The following is a 14713-nucleotide window of genomic DNA, read 5'->3' on the forward strand; positions in this document are numbered from 1 at the left end:
CTTGGCCTCACAAGTAGGTCAGCGCAAAGGCGCGCAGCCCGTCGGGCAGATATTCGTATATCCGACCCGCAGGAATGTTCACCTGAAGCAACGCGCGGAAAACGACTGCCACGACCGCGCCGAAGCCAAGTGCAACGCAAAAAGCCCCGGGCAATCGAAACCCCAATCGTATCGTCAGCAGGGCTGCAAAAAGCATGGTCGATGGCAGGTATCCAAGCCACGGAACCGCCACGACATAGATCAGGAAGTAGGCAACGTATTCGAGGGACATCAACCAGAACGTCACCTCTCGCAACCGTCCGGGAATGCGTGGGGACAGGAAGGAGCCCAGCAAGTGGAGGCCGCTGAACAAAACCATGCCCCAGATCGCGATCTTGGGCCAAAGGGCGGGCTGGGCAAACCACTTGGTTCGTTTGACGGCCTGAGTCTCAGCGCCGATCTGGCTGAGAAGGAACAGGGAGAAGCCGAAGAAAAGGAAGGCAAAGACAATATCGCCAGGACGTCGATACCGTCGGAACATGTCTTGCAGCGTCTTTGCTATCATCTTGGCCTCCTGTTTGAATCAAACAGACCCGGCGTTGTTCGATCTGGCCGGGCCTGTTTCGGATTATTCGCCCAGAATCTCTTCGATCTTGGCGAAAGAGGCTTTGTCCTGCTCGATCTGAGCATTCGAAGCGTCCGGGTCCTGCCAGTAGATCAGGGCGCCCGTTTCCTCAGCCAGCTTTTTGGCCTTGTCCGAGGACAACGCTTTCTGCGCGGCAGCCGAGATCTTTTCACGCGCGTCGGCGGGCGTGTCCTTGTGCACGAACAGCCCGTTCCAAAGGGCCAATGGCAGATCCGGATTGAGTTCCACGATCGTCGGCGTATCCGGAACCAGTGAAATCCGCTCGCCGCCGATGCTGGCAAGGACGTTCACCTGATCAAGGCAGGGAAGGATAAGCTGTAGCGTCGTATTGATGACATCCACGTCGCCTGAGGCCAGCGTGTTGCAATCCAGGGCGTCGAAAGCCGCTTCGCTGGCAAAGTCGAACCCGCTGCTGACCGCAGCTGCAAATGTGACCTGAGTGGGGGGCAGAACCGATCCGAAATGGCCAAGCGCTACGTCATTTTCCTTGCCGTGTTCGGCCAGTTCTTCCCAGCTTGAAAACGGCGCGTCTTTGCTGGCCGCGATGACGAAGGGATAGGTCAGGAAGATACCAATTGGATCAAAAGGATTCGGGTTGAGTTCGGGAATTCCGATTTCGGGGCCGATGACAGGTACGCCGATGACGAATGAGCCGATGGTGTAGCCATCCGCCGGAGCGGTTGCCACCTCGACCGCGCCGGGGAATGGGCCGCCTCCGCCGCCGGGTTTGTTCACGACAGCGGCAGGCACACCGTACATGGCCTGGAATTCGTCGGCGATCATCCGGGTAAGGACATCTTCCAGATCACCCGGAGGCCAGGGGACGACAAAACTTACCGGCTTTTCAGGGTATTCAGCCAGTGCGGCAGTGGCCGAAGCCGCAAAAGCGGCGGCTGTTAGAAATTTCTTCATTGACACCTCCCGATACTGGTTCATTAATTGAACCGCGTTAACAATAATAATGTTGCTTTGTTAAGTTAGTTCTGTCAAGTAATACCTGAGCAAGAGGACCACACGCACATGGGTACAGCCCTTAACGCCTTAAAAATGCTGGACTACTTTTCCAATGCCCGCCCAGAGATCGGGTTGAGTCACCTTGCGCGGTTGTCCGGGCTGAACAAAGCAACGGCATTGCGTCACCTGCGCGCGCTTGAGGAGTTCGGGTTGATCGAACAGAATCCGATGACGAAATCCTATGCGATCGGGCCGGCGGCTTTGCGTTTGGCCGCGCTGCGAGAGATCGCCAGGCCCGGCATTGAGGGCGCGCGCCAAAAGATGCAGGCCGCTATGCAGGTGGTCGGTGAATCCCTGCATCTGTCTTTGCTTGAGAAAACGGGGTTGCAGACGGCGCTTGTGGTGGAAACAACGCAGCACAGTGTCCGCGTCAGTCTTGATCCCAGCGAGATGCTTCCGCTCAATGCAACGGCATCAGGTCTTTGCATGCTCAGTTTCGGGCCGGCTCACCTTTTGGAGCAGTTGGATCAGCACGTGCAGGCACGGTTTACGCAAGCGACGCTTACTGATCCGAAGCTTATCAGGGAACGGGTCGCAAAGATCAGAGTTTCAGGCTGGGCCGACAGCCGTGGCAGTTACGAAGAAGGTGTTTTTGGATATGCCGCGCCGATCTTCGGCATCGATCAGGTCGCATTGGGAACCATCGCGATAGCTGTCCCGGAAACCCGGGCAACCAGCGACCGCCTTCCGGCAATACTGTCCACGTTGCATTCACTTTCGGTTGATCTGACTGCTGGTTTTGGCGGCCAGTTGCCCGACTCCTTTCCAACCGGATTCCACCCGTGACCCCGGGCGGATTCAATACTCGGAGACCCGCGACATGAAAGACTCCAACTTTCTGAAGGAAAACAACGCCCGGTATTTCTGGCACCCGATGGCGCACCCCGCCGACAGCCGGAAGAACCCGCCGACCATTCTCAGCGGTGGTGAAGGGGTCAACATCACTGATGTCGATGGTCACACGGCGCTGGACGCCGTAGGGGGGCTGTGGAACGTCAATCTGGGCTATTCCTGTGAACCGGTGAAACAGGCCATAGCGGATCAGCTGAACGCGCTGCCCTATTACTCGACCTTTCGCGGCACCAGCAACGACAAGGCGATCGAGCTGTCCTATGAGCTGGCCCAGTTCTTCGAGGCCGACGGGCTGACCCGTTCATTCTTTACGTCGGGCGGGTCGGATTCCGTCGAAACTGCGCTGAAGCTTGCGCGTCAATATCACAAGGTTCGGGGTGAAGCAGGGCGCACCAAGTTCATCAGCCTGAAGCAGGGTTATCACGGCACCCATTTTGCCGCCGCTTCCGTCAACGGCAACCAGAAATTCCGCGCGGTGTATGAGCCGATGATGCCCGGCTGTTTTCACGTGCCGGCGCCGTGGACCTATCGCAACCCGTTTGACGAAACCGACCCCGAGCGTCTGGCGCAGCTTTGCGTCAAGGCGCTTGAGGCCGAGATCGCTTTTCAAGGTGCAAACACTGTTGCCGCCTTCATCATGGAGCCGGTGTTGGGCGCGGGCGGTGTGATCCCGCCACACAAGAGCTTCATGCCCATGGTGGGCGAGGTCTGTTCGAAACATGGCATCCTGCTGATCTCGGACGAGATCATCACCGCTTTTGGTCGCACCGGCAGCGAAAGCGGTGCGCGGCACTGGGGTGTTCAGCCCGATATCATGACGACGGCCAAGGCGATCACCAACGGGTATTTCCCTTTTGGCGCGGCCATGATTTCCGGTGCGGTCGCAGAGGTATTTGAAAGCGATACCACGGGCCTGGCATCCGTGGATCAGGGGTACACCTATTCTGGCCATCCGGTCGGGGCGGCCGCGGCCTTGGCCGCCCTGTCCGAGATCAACCGGCTGAGGATCTGGGAAAACGCTGCTGCGCGTGGGGATGAGTTGTTTGACGGCTTGCAAAAGCTGGCCGACAAGCATGACGCTATCGGGGACGTGCGGGGCGGCGAGGGACTGATGTGCGCATTGGAACTGGTTTCGGACCGGGCGACCAAGGCGCCTGTCGCAAAACACCTGCCGCTTCAGGTTCAGAAAGCCGCATATGAAGATGGCGTGATGGTGCGTGTGTCTGGCAACAACATCATTCTGTCGCCGCCGCTGATCGTCACTTCGGAAGACGTGGCCAAAATTCTGTCGGCGCTGGATACCGGTCTTGCCACTTTGTAGGCGGTCAACCGACCCCTTCGGAACCTGGCGGGGTCAGACTTTGATAGCTTGCAGATCCTCGAGCAGGTCCAGCAACTGATCCAGTTTCTCCTTGCCCATCTGCGCTTCGATATTGCTGGAGATCGCAAGTGAAGTGGCCAGGTTTTCCCTGAGGATGGTGCGGCCTGCTTCGGTGATCTTGACCATGGTGCGGCGTTTGTCTTCGCTATCCTGACGGCGGGTAATCTGGCCGTCAGCCTCCATCGTGCGCAAAATGCGGGTCACGCTGGGCAGCAACAGGCACGCCTCGTGCGCGATGGTGCTTTGCTCCACTTCGCCCAACTCGTCCAGAACGCGCAGGATGCGCCATTTCTGCTCGGTCAGTTGAATGCCTTGCAGCATATCCCGGATCGGAGCCATGACGGTTTCGCGGGCACGCAGCAACGCGATCGGAAGGGACCGGGCAGTGCTTTTGGAGTGGCTTTGAGTGTTCATGCGGCCTTCTAGAACGCCGTTTTGGGAATTGCAAAGATTAACAAAGCAATCTCTTGACAGGGGGCGCATTAAAAACTAAACATGTTAACTAATAAAGGAGAGACCATGCCACACTTCCACGTCGAATATTCCGGCAATCTTGAAGACAGGATCGACATGGATGGCCTGTGCGAGTGCATTCGGTCAACGGCGGCCGGGATCGAGACCTTTCCCATGCCCGGCATTCGTGTGCGCGCGACACGGGTCGATCATTACGCCATAGCGGACGGCAACCCGGCGCATGGGTTCATTGATATCTCGATCCGCCTGCGGGCAGGCCGATCCGCGGATGTCAAGGAAGATGCGACACAGCGCATATTCGAGGCGGTCAAAACATATCTGGCGCCGGTTTTTTCACAGCATTCCATCGCGCTCTCGCTTGAGATGCGTGACATCGACCCCAAGCTGTCGCCCAAGGCCGGTACGATCCGCGACCACCTGTCGGCGACCACGCAGGAGACCTGACGCATGAGCGCACTGGACACAAACATCGAAAAGCTGAACGGCTTTCTGGACCGGTTCCGGGAAACGGGCATCCACAACCGTATAGCGGGTGAAGACCGGGACGGATCCGCCGGAGTGTTTCAGTCGGTCTCACCCGTCGACAAATCCGTGATCTGTGATGTTGCCCATGGCACGGCAGATGACATCGACGCGGCAGCCAAGGCCGCCCACGCAGCCTTTGCAGAGTGGCGAGACATGCCCGCCACCCAACGCCGTCGCATCTTGTTGAATGTGGCTGATGCCATTGAAGCGCGCGCCGAGGAAATTGCACTGTGCGAGTGCTGGGACACGGGGCAGACCCTGCGTTTCATGTCAAAGGCAGCTTTGCGCGGGGCAGAGAACTTCCGGTATTTCGCGGATCAGGTGATTCAGGCGCGGGATGGGCAGCACCTGAAGTCTCCGACGCTGATGAATGTGACGACCCGTGTGCCGATTGGCCCGGTTGGCGTGATTACCCCGTGGAACACGCCGTTCATGCTGTCGACCTGGAAGATAGCACCGGCCCTGGCTGCGGGTTGCACGGTGGTTCACAAACCCGCCGAGGATTCCCCTCTGACGGCCCGTCTTCTGGTGGAAATCGCCGAGCAGGCAGGGCTGCCCAAAGGTGTGCTGAATACGGTCAACGGGTTTGGCCCCGACGCTGGCAAGGCTTTGTGCGAGCATGCGCTGATCAAGGCCATTGCCTTTGTGGGCGAAAGCCGTACCGGCAGTCTGATCGTCAAGCAAGGCGCAGATTCCCATAAGCGCAACCATTTGGAACTGGGTGGAAAAAACCCGGTTGTCGTGTTTGATGATGCGGATCTGGACCGTGCTTTGGATGCCGTGATCTTCATGATCTATTCGATCAATGGCGAGCGCTGCACCTCGTCTTCGCGGCTTTTGGTGCAGGACACGATCAAGGAAGACTTCGAAGCCAGATTGATTGAGCGCGTCAACAACATCAAGGTGGGGCACCCCTTGGACCCCGAGACCGAGATCGGGCCGTTGGTGACCGAAGAACACTACACCAAGGTCACGAGCTATTTCGACATCGCCAAGGAAGATGGCGCAACTGTCGCCGCTGGCGGCGTCACGGTGGGGGATGCGGGCTATTTCGTCCGGCCGACCCTGTTCACCAATGCCACCAACCAGATGCGCATTGCGCGTGAAGAGATATTTGGCCCTGTCCTGACCTCGATCCCGTTCTCGACCGAGGATGAGGCGCTGGAGATCGCCAACGACACGCCATATGGCCTGACCGGCTATGTCTGGACCAATGATCTGACCCGCGCGCTTCGGTTTACAGACAGGCTGGAGGCTGGAATGATCTGGGTGAATTCCGAGAACGTGCGTCACCTGCCCACGCCGTTCGGTGGGGTCAAGGCGTCCGGCATTGGCCGGGATGGCGGCGACTGGAGCTTTGAATTCTATATGGAACAGAAACATATCGGCTTTGCCACCGGTCAGCACAAGATCATGCAGTTGGGTAAATAGATCACGCGGGCCGACCCCGGCCGGGGCAAGCCCATTACACGAGGAGGAATTGCCATGGGAAAGATAGTACAGGCCGCAAAGATCACGCATGTACCCAGCATCTGGATGTCCCACACGATGCAAAAGTACAAGGGCATCCGGCAATCCGCCATTGATGGATATGCACGCCTGCGTCAGGACGCGATCGACCGCGGGGTCGAGACGTTCATCGTGTTCGACACCCATTGGATCACCAATCAAGGGTTTCACCTGAACACGAAGGAACATCACAAGGGCCGGTTCATAAGTCACGAACTGCCGCATATGTTGGCGGATATGGAGTTCGACTATCGCGGCGATCATGAACTTGGGGAAACCATCCTTGACGTTCTGCGCGAACGGGGAGAGCGGGCGCTGGGCCATTCGCACCCCGACATGGGCATGGAATACGGCACCCTGCTGCCGATGCATTTCATCAATGATGGCGTGAATGCCCGGGTTTTGCCGGTGGCGGTCAATCAATTCTCGTCGATTGCGGAAAACCGGGCCTGGGGCGAAGCCATTGCCGAGGGTATCCGACGTTCGGACCGCAATGTATCCATTCTGGCGTCCGGCTCGCTCAGCCACGACTTTACACCGAATGAACGCTCGGTCGACGGGCTGAATGCCGTGAATGGCGAGTTCAACCGCCAGATGGACATGCGCGTTCTGGAGCTGTGGCAGCAGGGCCGATTTGAAGAGTTTCTGGAAATGCTGCCGGACTATGCAAAAAAATGCACCGGTGAATGCGCCATGAATGACACTGCCTTGCTGTTTGGTGCGTTGGGGTGGGGAAGCTACAAGGGTGAGATCGACATTTACACCCCGTATTTCGGCAGCTCTGGCACCGGTCAGGCCAATGTCAGCTTTTCGGTGTGACGCACGCAACGGAACAAAAGGGTTTGGCGGTGATCCCGTCACAAAGGAAAGTCAGTAGATGAACTGGGACGCGTTTTCGTATTGGGGTCAGCACATCTCGAAATGGGCGGCGGATTATCACAAGACACTTGCTGAGCGTCCCGTGCGGGCGCAGACCGCGCCGGGGGAAATCGCGGCCCAGCTTGTTGCAACTCCACCCGAGACAGGCGAGCCGATGGACGCCATCATGGCCGATTTCGAACGGATCGTGATGCCGGGCATCACCCATTGGCAGCATCCGCGCTTTTTTGCGTATTTCCCGGCCAACGCTGCACCCCCGTCCATGTTGGCCGAGATGCTGGTGACGACCATCGCGGCCCAATGCATGTTGTGGCAGACCTCGCCTGCCGCGACCGAGGTCGAGGGCGTCATGGTCGACTGGCTGCGGCAGGCCGTCGGATTGCCCGAGGGTATGACCGGCGTCATACAGGACAGCGCCTCTTCGGCCACCTTGTCGGCGGTACTGACCATGCGGGAACGGGCCACCGGCTTTACCGGCAACCGGGAAGGCCTGAACGCCAAGGGGGCGCTGCGGATCTATTGTTCCGATCAGGTGCATTCGTCGATTGACCGGGCATGCTGGGTTGCCGGGATCGGTCAGGACAATCTGGTCAAGTTGCCCACGCAGGGGCCGAATTTCGGGATTGTTCCCTCGGCGCTTGAGGCCGCCATTATGAATGACGTCGCCGCCGGACATATCCCGGCCGGGATTGTTGCAATTACCGGTGGCACAGGTGTGGGGGCCTGCGATGATCTGATGGCCGTGGCTGATATCGCCCAAAAATACGACCTTTACACCCATCTTGACGCCGCCTGGGCGGGTTCGGCCATGATCTGCCCCGAATTCCGCAGGGCTTTGTGGCAGGGCGCCGACCGCTATGACAGCATCGTCTTCAACCCGCACAAGTGGATGGGTGCGCAATTCGATTGTGCGATGCAGTTCCTGAGGGACGCCACGCCGCAGCTCGATACGCTGAAAATCGAGCCGGAATACCTCAAGACGACCGGAGCCGAGGTGACGAATTACTCGGAGTGGACCATCCCGCTGGGCCGCAGGTTCCGGGCGTTGAAAATCTGGTTCCTGTTGCGGTCATACGGGTTGGAGGGATTGCGCGAACGCATCCGCAACCATGTGGCATGGGCCGGTGAACTGGCGGAAAAGATTGGTGCGATCGAGGGGTTCGAGATCACAACCGGCCCTATCCTCAGCCTGTATTCCTTCCGCTGCCCAGGGGACGATGCTCAGCAGCAGCGTCTGGTGGACGCGCTGAATGACGATGGCCGGATTTACCTGACGCAGGGCATGTTCGACGGCCGCAAGATCATCCGCTTTCAGGTCGGGCAGTTCGATACCACCCGCGACGACGTGTTGATGGCTGCGGACGTGATCCGGGACGTGTGGGAGACCATGAAATGAGGTTTGCCACTTTCGTATCGGGCGAAGAACGTTTCTTCGGGGCAATCACCGACGGTGGTGCCATTGCCTTGAACCAGGAATTCCCGGAACACGACAGCCTTTATGAGGTGATCGCGGCCGGGGCGTTCGATCAACTGGCAGAGGCGGCCGGGGGGAAACCTGTCACCCATCCCGATTTCATCTACGACATGGTGATGCCGGACGCGCGACGTATCCTTTGCGTCGGGGTGAACTTTCCTGACCGGAACGCAGAATACAAAGATGGCAGCGCGCAACCCAAATACATGTCCCTGTTTCCGCGTTTCGCCAGTGGCTTTACAGGCCATGACCGGCCTCTGATCCGCCCGCCGGAAAACCACACGCTGGATTACGAAGGCGAAGTGGCCATCGTGATTGGCAAGGCTGGCCGACGCATTCCACAGGAAGACGCGTATGATCACATCGCCGCGCTGACGTTGTGCAATGAGGGAACCATTCGGGACTGGGTTCGGCACGCCAAGTTCAATGTCACACAAGGCAAGAACTGGGACAGGTCCGGGGCCATTGGCCCGTGGCTGGTTCCGTTCACGGATGTGGCTCAGCTGGATGAGGCGCGTCTTCAAACCCGCGTGAATGGCGAGCTGCGTCAGGATGATACGCTGAACCGCATGATGTTCCCGATCCGGCGCGAGATCGAATATATCTCGACTTTCATGACGCTTCAGCCCGGCGATATCATTGTGACCGGTACACCGACCGGGGCGGGCGCGCGGTTCGACCCGCCGAAATACCTGGCACCCGGTGATGTGGTCGAGGTCTCGGTCGACGGTATCGGTACTCTGCGAAACACGGTTGAGGATGAAATAGTATGACGCCCGAAGACCATGCGCGCGCGGCCGCTGATCTGTTGCAGGCGGAACGAACGCATGAACAGATTGGCCTGCTCAGCCTGCGCCACCCCGAGATAGGCATGGATGACGCTTACGAGGTGCAGAAAGCCATCTGTCGCCAGAAACTGTCCGAAGGGCGCAAGGTGATCGGGTGGAAGATCGGCCTGACTTCGAAAGCCATGCAATACGCGTTGAACATCGATATTCCTGACAGTGGAATTCTGTTTGACGACATGGTGTTTGCACAGGGTGCCACCGTTCCGGCCGGGCGTTTCATTCAGCCGCGGATTGAGGCCGAAATTGCCTTTGTCATGAAATCGGCCATAGGCGGGGAAAACGTGTCCCGCGCAGATATCATCGCGGCGACGGATTATGTCGCGCCGTCCATCGAAATTCTGGATACGCGGATTCAACGGGTGGATCCCGAAACCGGCGCGGTCCGCACGGTTTTTGACACGATCAGTGACAATGCCGCCAATGCCGGTATCGTTTTGGGCAACGATCGCCACAGGGTGGATGCCTTTGATCTGCGATGGGTTGGCGCGCTGACCTTCCGCAATGGCGAGATCGAAGAAACCGGTCTGGGTGCGGGGGTGCTGAACGATCCGGTCGAAAGCGTCGTGTGGCTGGCGCGTCGCATGGCGCAATACGGTCAGAGCATCGCGCCGGGCCAGGTCGTTCTGTCCGGCAGCTTCATCCGCCCGGTCGAATGCCCCCTGGGAACAGAAATCCACGCGGATTTCGGACCGTTCGGCTCAGTCGATATCAATTTCGCCTGAAAGGAGCGCCAATGCCTGCGCCAATCAATACGTTCAAGGCCGCGCTGACGTCGGGAACCCCTTTGATCGGGTGTTGGATCGGCTTGGCCAATGCCTATACCGCCGAGATCGCCGCAACCGCGCAGTTTGACTGGCTGCTGGTCGACGGAGAGCATGCGCCAAACGATCTGCGCTCGATCCTCGAGCAGGTAAGGGTGATTGAAGGATCTGGCAGTACACCCGTCGCCCGCCTGCCGATTGGCGAAACCTGGTTGATCAAGCAATATCTCGATGCCGGTGTGCAGAACATACTGGTGCCGATGGTGGAAAGCGGCGATCAGGCGCGCGAACTGGTGCGGGCCGTGCAGTATCCACCTCGTGGCGTTCGGGGCGTAGGTTCCGCTTTGGCGCGGGCTTCGCGTTTTGCGGCTATCCCGGATTATCTGAAAACGGCGGACGAGCAGATCTGTCTTTTGGTGCAGGTCGAAAACAGGCTTGGGCTGGAGGCGCTGGACGACATACTGGCGACCGACGTCGATGGGGTGTTCGTCGGCCCGTCGGATCTGGCCGCAGATATGGGCCATATCGGCGATGCCGGGCACCCGGACGTGATCGAGGCCGTTCTTGATGCCATCCGGCGCATCGTTGCGGCAGGCAAGCCGGCAGGGATATTGTCACTGGACCCGGTCATGCAGCGAAAATGCCTGGATCTGGGGGCAACATTCGTGGCCACGGACATCGATGTGACTTTGTTCGCCAAGGCAATCCGGGCCGCTGCTACTGATGGGCTCAGCCTGCTGCCCGATCAGGTGGCTTCGGGAATCGCACAGACAGGCGCGGCGTCGAAATACCTGCAACAGCTTTGCAAACACTGGTCGCGCAAGGCTCAGGTAACATTTGATGAAACGCAAGGCAGCGTGAGCTTTCCGGACGGGAACCGCGTCACGCTTTCGGCAGGTGATACCAGCCTGACCGTAACCGCCGCCACCCGGGCGCGCGGTGATCTGGCCCGATGGCAACAGGTCATCGAGGCTCATCTGGCGCGTTTTGCGTTTCGGGAAGAGTTCCGCATTGATTGGTCAGGATGAGGAAAACACGTTGCGGCCCTGAATCCGGCTCTGTGGCAACAGGACAAAGGCAGGCACACCTGCGTTGGATTTGAAACGGTTTTGCCCGAAAGGCCACAACTAGAGCTTGTGGATACCATGGACGGTCAGCGTACTGACCAGATCGGCATAGTCTTCGCGGGCTTTGGGGCCCGCGCCGGTGTTCCACATGTAATACCAGTTCAGCATCCCAAAAACTGACATCGTGGTGCCGCGCAGCTTGTCCTTGTCATCATTGAAGGCTGTCGGGGCCAGCTCTTTCAGGATGTCGCGCACAAAATTTACCAATTCCAGCTGATACCCGCGCAGAAGTTTCTGCTGTTCCTCGGTCAAGGCGCTCATGCCGCTGATCTGCACCCGGTGTTCGTCATCTGCGCCTTGATAGGCAAACAGGATTTCGCGCACCGCTTTCCGCAGCTTCTGTTCAGACGTAAGACCGTTCAGATCCACATTGCAGATACGGTCGCGAAGCTCGCGCAGGTAGGTTTCTAGGATGTCATACAAGATGGCATCCTTGCTGTCGTAATAGTGGTAGATGTTTGCCTTGGAAATCCCGCACTCTTTTGCCAACAGGGTCATCGAGGCGCGATCAAACCCTTGGTCGGCGAACACTTTGGCGGCCATTTTCAGGATTTGCTTCCGCTTCTGGTCGTGATCTTTGGCGATTGTACGGGCCACGGCTTATTCCTTATCGCGATTGTCGACGACGCGCTTCGCCTTGCCCTGAGAGCGTTCGACGTCGCCGGGGTCACCTACAACAATCTCCGTTGAGACGCCAACGACGTCCTTGATCCGCTTGGTCAGCATCCGTGCCGCGGCCGTCTTGGACAGTTCGTCGGTGGAATCCGGGGACGATTCAACATAAACCCGCATGGCGTCCATGCGGCCAGATTTGTACAGCTCTATCTGATAATAAGGGGCAAGGCCCCCCGTTGCCATGACCTGTTCTTCAATCTGGCTGGGAAAGACGTTGACCCCGCGCAGGATCATCATGTCGTCGCTGCGACCGGTGATTTTGGCCATCCGGCGCATGGATCGTGCTGTCCCCGGCAGCAGGCAGGTCAGATCGCGCGTGCGATAGCGGATCATCGGCAAACCTTCCTTGGTCAGGGTCGTGAACACCAACTCGCCGGTTTCGCCATCGGGCAGGACCTCTCCGGTCGTGGGATCAATGATTTCAGGCAGGAAGTGATCTTCCCAGATCACCGGGCCATCCTTGGTTTCAACGCATTCATTGGCCACCCCGGGCCCCATGATTTCGGACAGGCCATAGATGTCGACCGCATGCATATCAAACGCATCCTCGACTTCGGCGCGCATGGCGTCCGTCCAGGGCTCGGCACCGAACACGCCAACCTTCAGCGAGCTTTCACGCGGGTCGAGCCCGGCCTTGTGGAACTGTTCAAGGATATTGAGCATATAGGAAGGTGTAACCATGATCCCGTCGGGCCGGAAATCGTTGATCAGGTTGACTTGCTTTTCGGTTTGCCCGCCGGACATGGGGACGACGGTCGCGCCAAGCCGCTCGATCCCGTAATGTGCGCCAAGACCGCCGGTGAACAACCCGTAACCATAGGCATTGTGCACCATGTCCCCCTTGCGCAACCCCGATGCGCGCAGGGACCTTGCGCCCAGATCCGCCCAATTGTCGATGTCGTTTTTGGTGTAGCCCACCACCGTCGGCTTGCCCGTCGTACCGGACGAGGCGTGCAGACGAATGATCTGGCTGCGTGGAACGGCGAACAGGCCGAACGGATAGTTGTCACGCAGATCATTCTTGTACGTGAACGGAAACTTCGCCAGATCCGAAAGCAGCTGAAGATCGTCGGGATGCACACCGGATTCGTCAAACCGTTGCTTGTACATCGGAACGTTCTCGTAGGCGTGGCGAACGGACCATTTGAGGCGTTCAAGCTGCGTCGCGCGGATTTCGTCGATCGAGGCGATCTCGATCGGGTCCAGATCCGCTTTGTTTGGGGAAAGGTCTTCCATCGCGTCACTCCTCCAGTCGCGAAGCTATTCCTGAAAATTCTGCCCGCCGACCGCGCGGGACATTCCGCGAAACTCGGCGATCAGGGTGTTGTCTTGGTTGGTGACGTGCACGTCATAGATGCCACTGCGGCCGGTGACGGCAACCTCTGTCGCGGTTGCGGTCAGATGGTCCCCTTTTTTTCCGGGCGCGAGGTAGCTCATCATCGTATGCTGGCCGACGGTTGCCACGTTGCGGCTGTTGCAGGCGAAGGCAAAGGCGCTGTCGGCCAGGGCATGAGTGACGCCCCCGTGGCAAATGCCGTGCCCGTTGCAGTGATGGTCCCCGACTGTCAGGGTCAGAACTGCACGGCCTTCGTCGACTTCGACCAGATCCATCCCGAACCATTTGCTGGCTTGGTCATTCGCCCACATCGCTTCAGCGGATTTCGTGGCACGTTCCTTGGGTGTCATCATCAGCGTCCCTGGAAATTCGGTGTCCGCTTTTCAAGAAAACTGGATACGCCTTCGGCGTAATCCGCGCTTTCCCCGCAGGTCTTCATTGCGTCTGCTTCGATCTCAAGCTGATCCGAGAGCGACGTGGTGGCAGCGGTTTGAATGCACTGTTTTGTCAGCCCGAGCCCGAGGGTTGGGCCGTTTGCCAATTGCGCGGCAAGTGCGCGCGCTTCGGTCATCAATTGATCATCGGCCACCGCCTTCCAGATCAGCCCCCAATCTTCGGCTTGCTTGGCCGGAAGGGGTTGGGCTGTCAGGGCCAGCCCCTTGGCGCGCGCCTCGCCCAACAGGCGCGGCAAGTGCCAACTGCCGCCCGTGTCGGGAATCAGGCCCACCTTGGAAAAGCTCTGAATGAATTTTGCACTTTCCGCGGCCAGAACCATATCACAGGCCAGCGCCAGATTTGCACCCGCCCCGGCGGCTACTCCGTTCACGGCGCAGATCACCGGGATATTCACTGACCGGATCAACCGGATAAGAGGGGCATAGAATCTGCGTACCGTTTTGCTTAAATCCGGCGGGCCATCCATTTTCGACGGGTCGCGATCGCCGAGGTCCTGACCGGCACAAAAGCCTCGTCCGGCACCGGTCAGCAATATCGCGCGGGCCCCGCCGTCGCGCGCGGCTTTCAGCGCATCCTGTAGCGCCAGGTGCATTTCTTCATTGAACGAGTTCAGCTTGTCCGGGCGGTTCAGGGTGATTTCGGCCCAGTTCCCGTTGTCTTGTACAAGAATCGTATCGCTCATGACTGTCTCATCTGGTCTCGTTTCAACTTAATCATTGCATTAACCGAACGGTTGGTCAATATATAAACCCGAACCGAATCTGAACCGATCAAAGG

Annotated in this window: 16 protein-coding genes; 9 read left to right on the forward strand and 7 right to left on the reverse strand. The window is 58.6% G+C overall.

What is annotated here, in order from left to right; all coding sequences use genetic code 11:
- Positions 1 to 7: 7 nt before the first annotated feature.
- Both ACR0I0_RS08280 and ACR0I0_RS08285 read right to left on the reverse strand, forming a co-directional pair.
- Positions 8 to 544, reverse strand: coding sequence for a tripartite tricarboxylate transporter TctB family protein (locus ACR0I0_RS08280; protein ID WP_152460588.1), 537 nt, complete (start codon positions 542 to 544; stop codon positions 8 to 10).
- A 63-nt stretch (positions 545 to 607) separates the two neighbouring features.
- Positions 608 to 1537, reverse strand: coding sequence for a tripartite tricarboxylate transporter substrate binding protein (locus tag ACR0I0_RS08285; protein WP_171724625.1), 930 nt, complete (start codon positions 1535 to 1537; stop codon positions 608 to 610).
- A 108-nt stretch (positions 1538 to 1645) separates the two neighbouring features.
- Between ACR0I0_RS08285 and ACR0I0_RS08290 the strand changes: the two genes are divergently transcribed.
- Positions 1646 to 2425, forward strand: coding sequence for an IclR family transcriptional regulator (locus ACR0I0_RS08290; protein WP_171636532.1), 780 nt, complete (start codon positions 1646 to 1648; stop codon positions 2423 to 2425).
- Positions 2426 to 2459: 34 nt separating this feature from the next.
- Complete coding sequence (locus tag ACR0I0_RS08295) at positions 2460 to 3812, forward strand: aminotransferase class III-fold pyridoxal phosphate-dependent enzyme (RefSeq protein ID WP_171636530.1); 1353 nt, start codon at positions 2460 to 2462, stop codon at positions 3810 to 3812.
- A 33-nt stretch (positions 3813 to 3845) separates the two neighbouring features.
- Here the strand turns inward: ACR0I0_RS08295 and hpaR are convergent, their stop codons facing one another.
- Positions 3846 to 4286, reverse strand: coding sequence for a homoprotocatechuate degradation operon regulator HpaR (gene hpaR, locus ACR0I0_RS08300; protein ID WP_171724623.1), 441 nt, complete (start codon positions 4284 to 4286; stop codon positions 3846 to 3848).
- 105 nt (positions 4287 to 4391) lie between these two features.
- On the opposite strand from hpaR, the gene ACR0I0_RS08305 reads away from it, so the two are divergent.
- Genes ACR0I0_RS08305 through ACR0I0_RS08335 form a run of 7 tightly spaced genes read left to right on the forward strand, consistent with a single transcriptional unit; the run spans position 4392 to position 11370 of the window.
- Entirely contained in the window at positions 4392 to 4790 is a 399-nt protein-coding gene (locus tag ACR0I0_RS08305; RefSeq protein WP_171229363.1) for a 5-carboxymethyl-2-hydroxymuconate Delta-isomerase, read from the forward strand.
- 3 nt (positions 4791 to 4793) lie between these two features.
- On the forward strand, positions 4794 to 6302 hold the full coding sequence (hpaE, locus tag ACR0I0_RS08310; RefSeq protein ID WP_171636526.1) for a 5-carboxymethyl-2-hydroxymuconate semialdehyde dehydrogenase: 1509 nt from the start codon (positions 4794 to 4796) through the stop codon (positions 6300 to 6302).
- A gap of 54 nt (positions 6303 to 6356) precedes the next feature.
- Positions 6357 to 7199, forward strand: a complete 843-nt coding sequence (hpaD, locus tag ACR0I0_RS08315; protein WP_171636524.1) for a 3,4-dihydroxyphenylacetate 2,3-dioxygenase — start codon at positions 6357 to 6359, stop codon at positions 7197 to 7199.
- 58 nt (positions 7200 to 7257) lie between these two features.
- Complete coding sequence (locus tag ACR0I0_RS08320; RefSeq protein WP_480490933.1) at positions 7258 to 8655, forward strand: pyridoxal phosphate-dependent decarboxylase family protein; 1398 nt, start codon at positions 7258 to 7260, stop codon at positions 8653 to 8655.
- Positions 8652 to 9506 carry a fumarylacetoacetate hydrolase family protein gene (locus ACR0I0_RS08325; protein WP_480490935.1) on the forward strand — a complete coding sequence of 285 codons (855 nt, stop codon included), beginning with the start codon at positions 8652 to 8654 and terminating at the stop codon, positions 9504 to 9506. Before ACR0I0_RS08320 ends, ACR0I0_RS08325 begins: the two co-directional genes overlap by 4 nt.
- Entirely contained in the window at positions 9503 to 10303 is an 801-nt protein-coding gene (gene hpaH, locus ACR0I0_RS08330; RefSeq protein ID WP_480490936.1) for a 2-oxo-hept-4-ene-1,7-dioate hydratase, read from the forward strand. Before ACR0I0_RS08325 ends, hpaH begins: the two co-directional genes overlap by 4 nt.
- Positions 10304 to 10314: 11 nt before the next feature.
- Positions 10315 to 11370, forward strand: coding sequence for an aldolase/citrate lyase family protein (locus tag ACR0I0_RS08335; RefSeq protein WP_480490937.1), 1056 nt, complete (start codon positions 10315 to 10317; stop codon positions 11368 to 11370).
- 99 nt (positions 11371 to 11469) lie between these two features.
- Here the strand turns inward: ACR0I0_RS08335 and ACR0I0_RS08340 are convergent, their stop codons facing one another.
- The 4 genes from ACR0I0_RS08340 to paaG are packed head-to-tail and all read right to left on the reverse strand — an operon-like array spanning position 11470 to position 14618.
- On the reverse strand, positions 11470 to 12066 hold the full coding sequence (locus ACR0I0_RS08340; protein WP_171636514.1) for a TetR-type transcription factor C-terminal domain-containing protein: 597 nt from the start codon (positions 12064 to 12066) through the stop codon (positions 11470 to 11472).
- A gap of 3 nt (positions 12067 to 12069) precedes the next feature.
- A complete protein-coding gene (paaK, locus tag ACR0I0_RS08345; protein ID WP_480490938.1) occupies positions 12070 to 13380 on the reverse strand; it encodes a phenylacetate--CoA ligase PaaK in 1311 nt (436 codons plus the stop codon).
- Between the two features lie 24 nt (positions 13381 to 13404).
- Complete coding sequence (paaI, locus tag ACR0I0_RS08350; RefSeq protein WP_171636641.1) at positions 13405 to 13830, reverse strand: hydroxyphenylacetyl-CoA thioesterase PaaI; 426 nt, start codon at positions 13828 to 13830, stop codon at positions 13405 to 13407.
- A 2-nt stretch (positions 13831 to 13832) separates the two neighbouring features.
- Positions 13833 to 14618 (reverse strand): 2-(1,2-epoxy-1,2-dihydrophenyl)acetyl-CoA isomerase PaaG, encoded by a 786-nt coding sequence (gene paaG / locus ACR0I0_RS08355; protein WP_480490939.1) that lies wholly within the window; start codon positions 14616 to 14618, stop codon positions 13833 to 13835.
- Positions 14619 to 14713 lie beyond the last annotated feature (95 nt).

The sequence above is a fragment of the Ruegeria sp. AG6 genome (assembly GCF_056541565.1).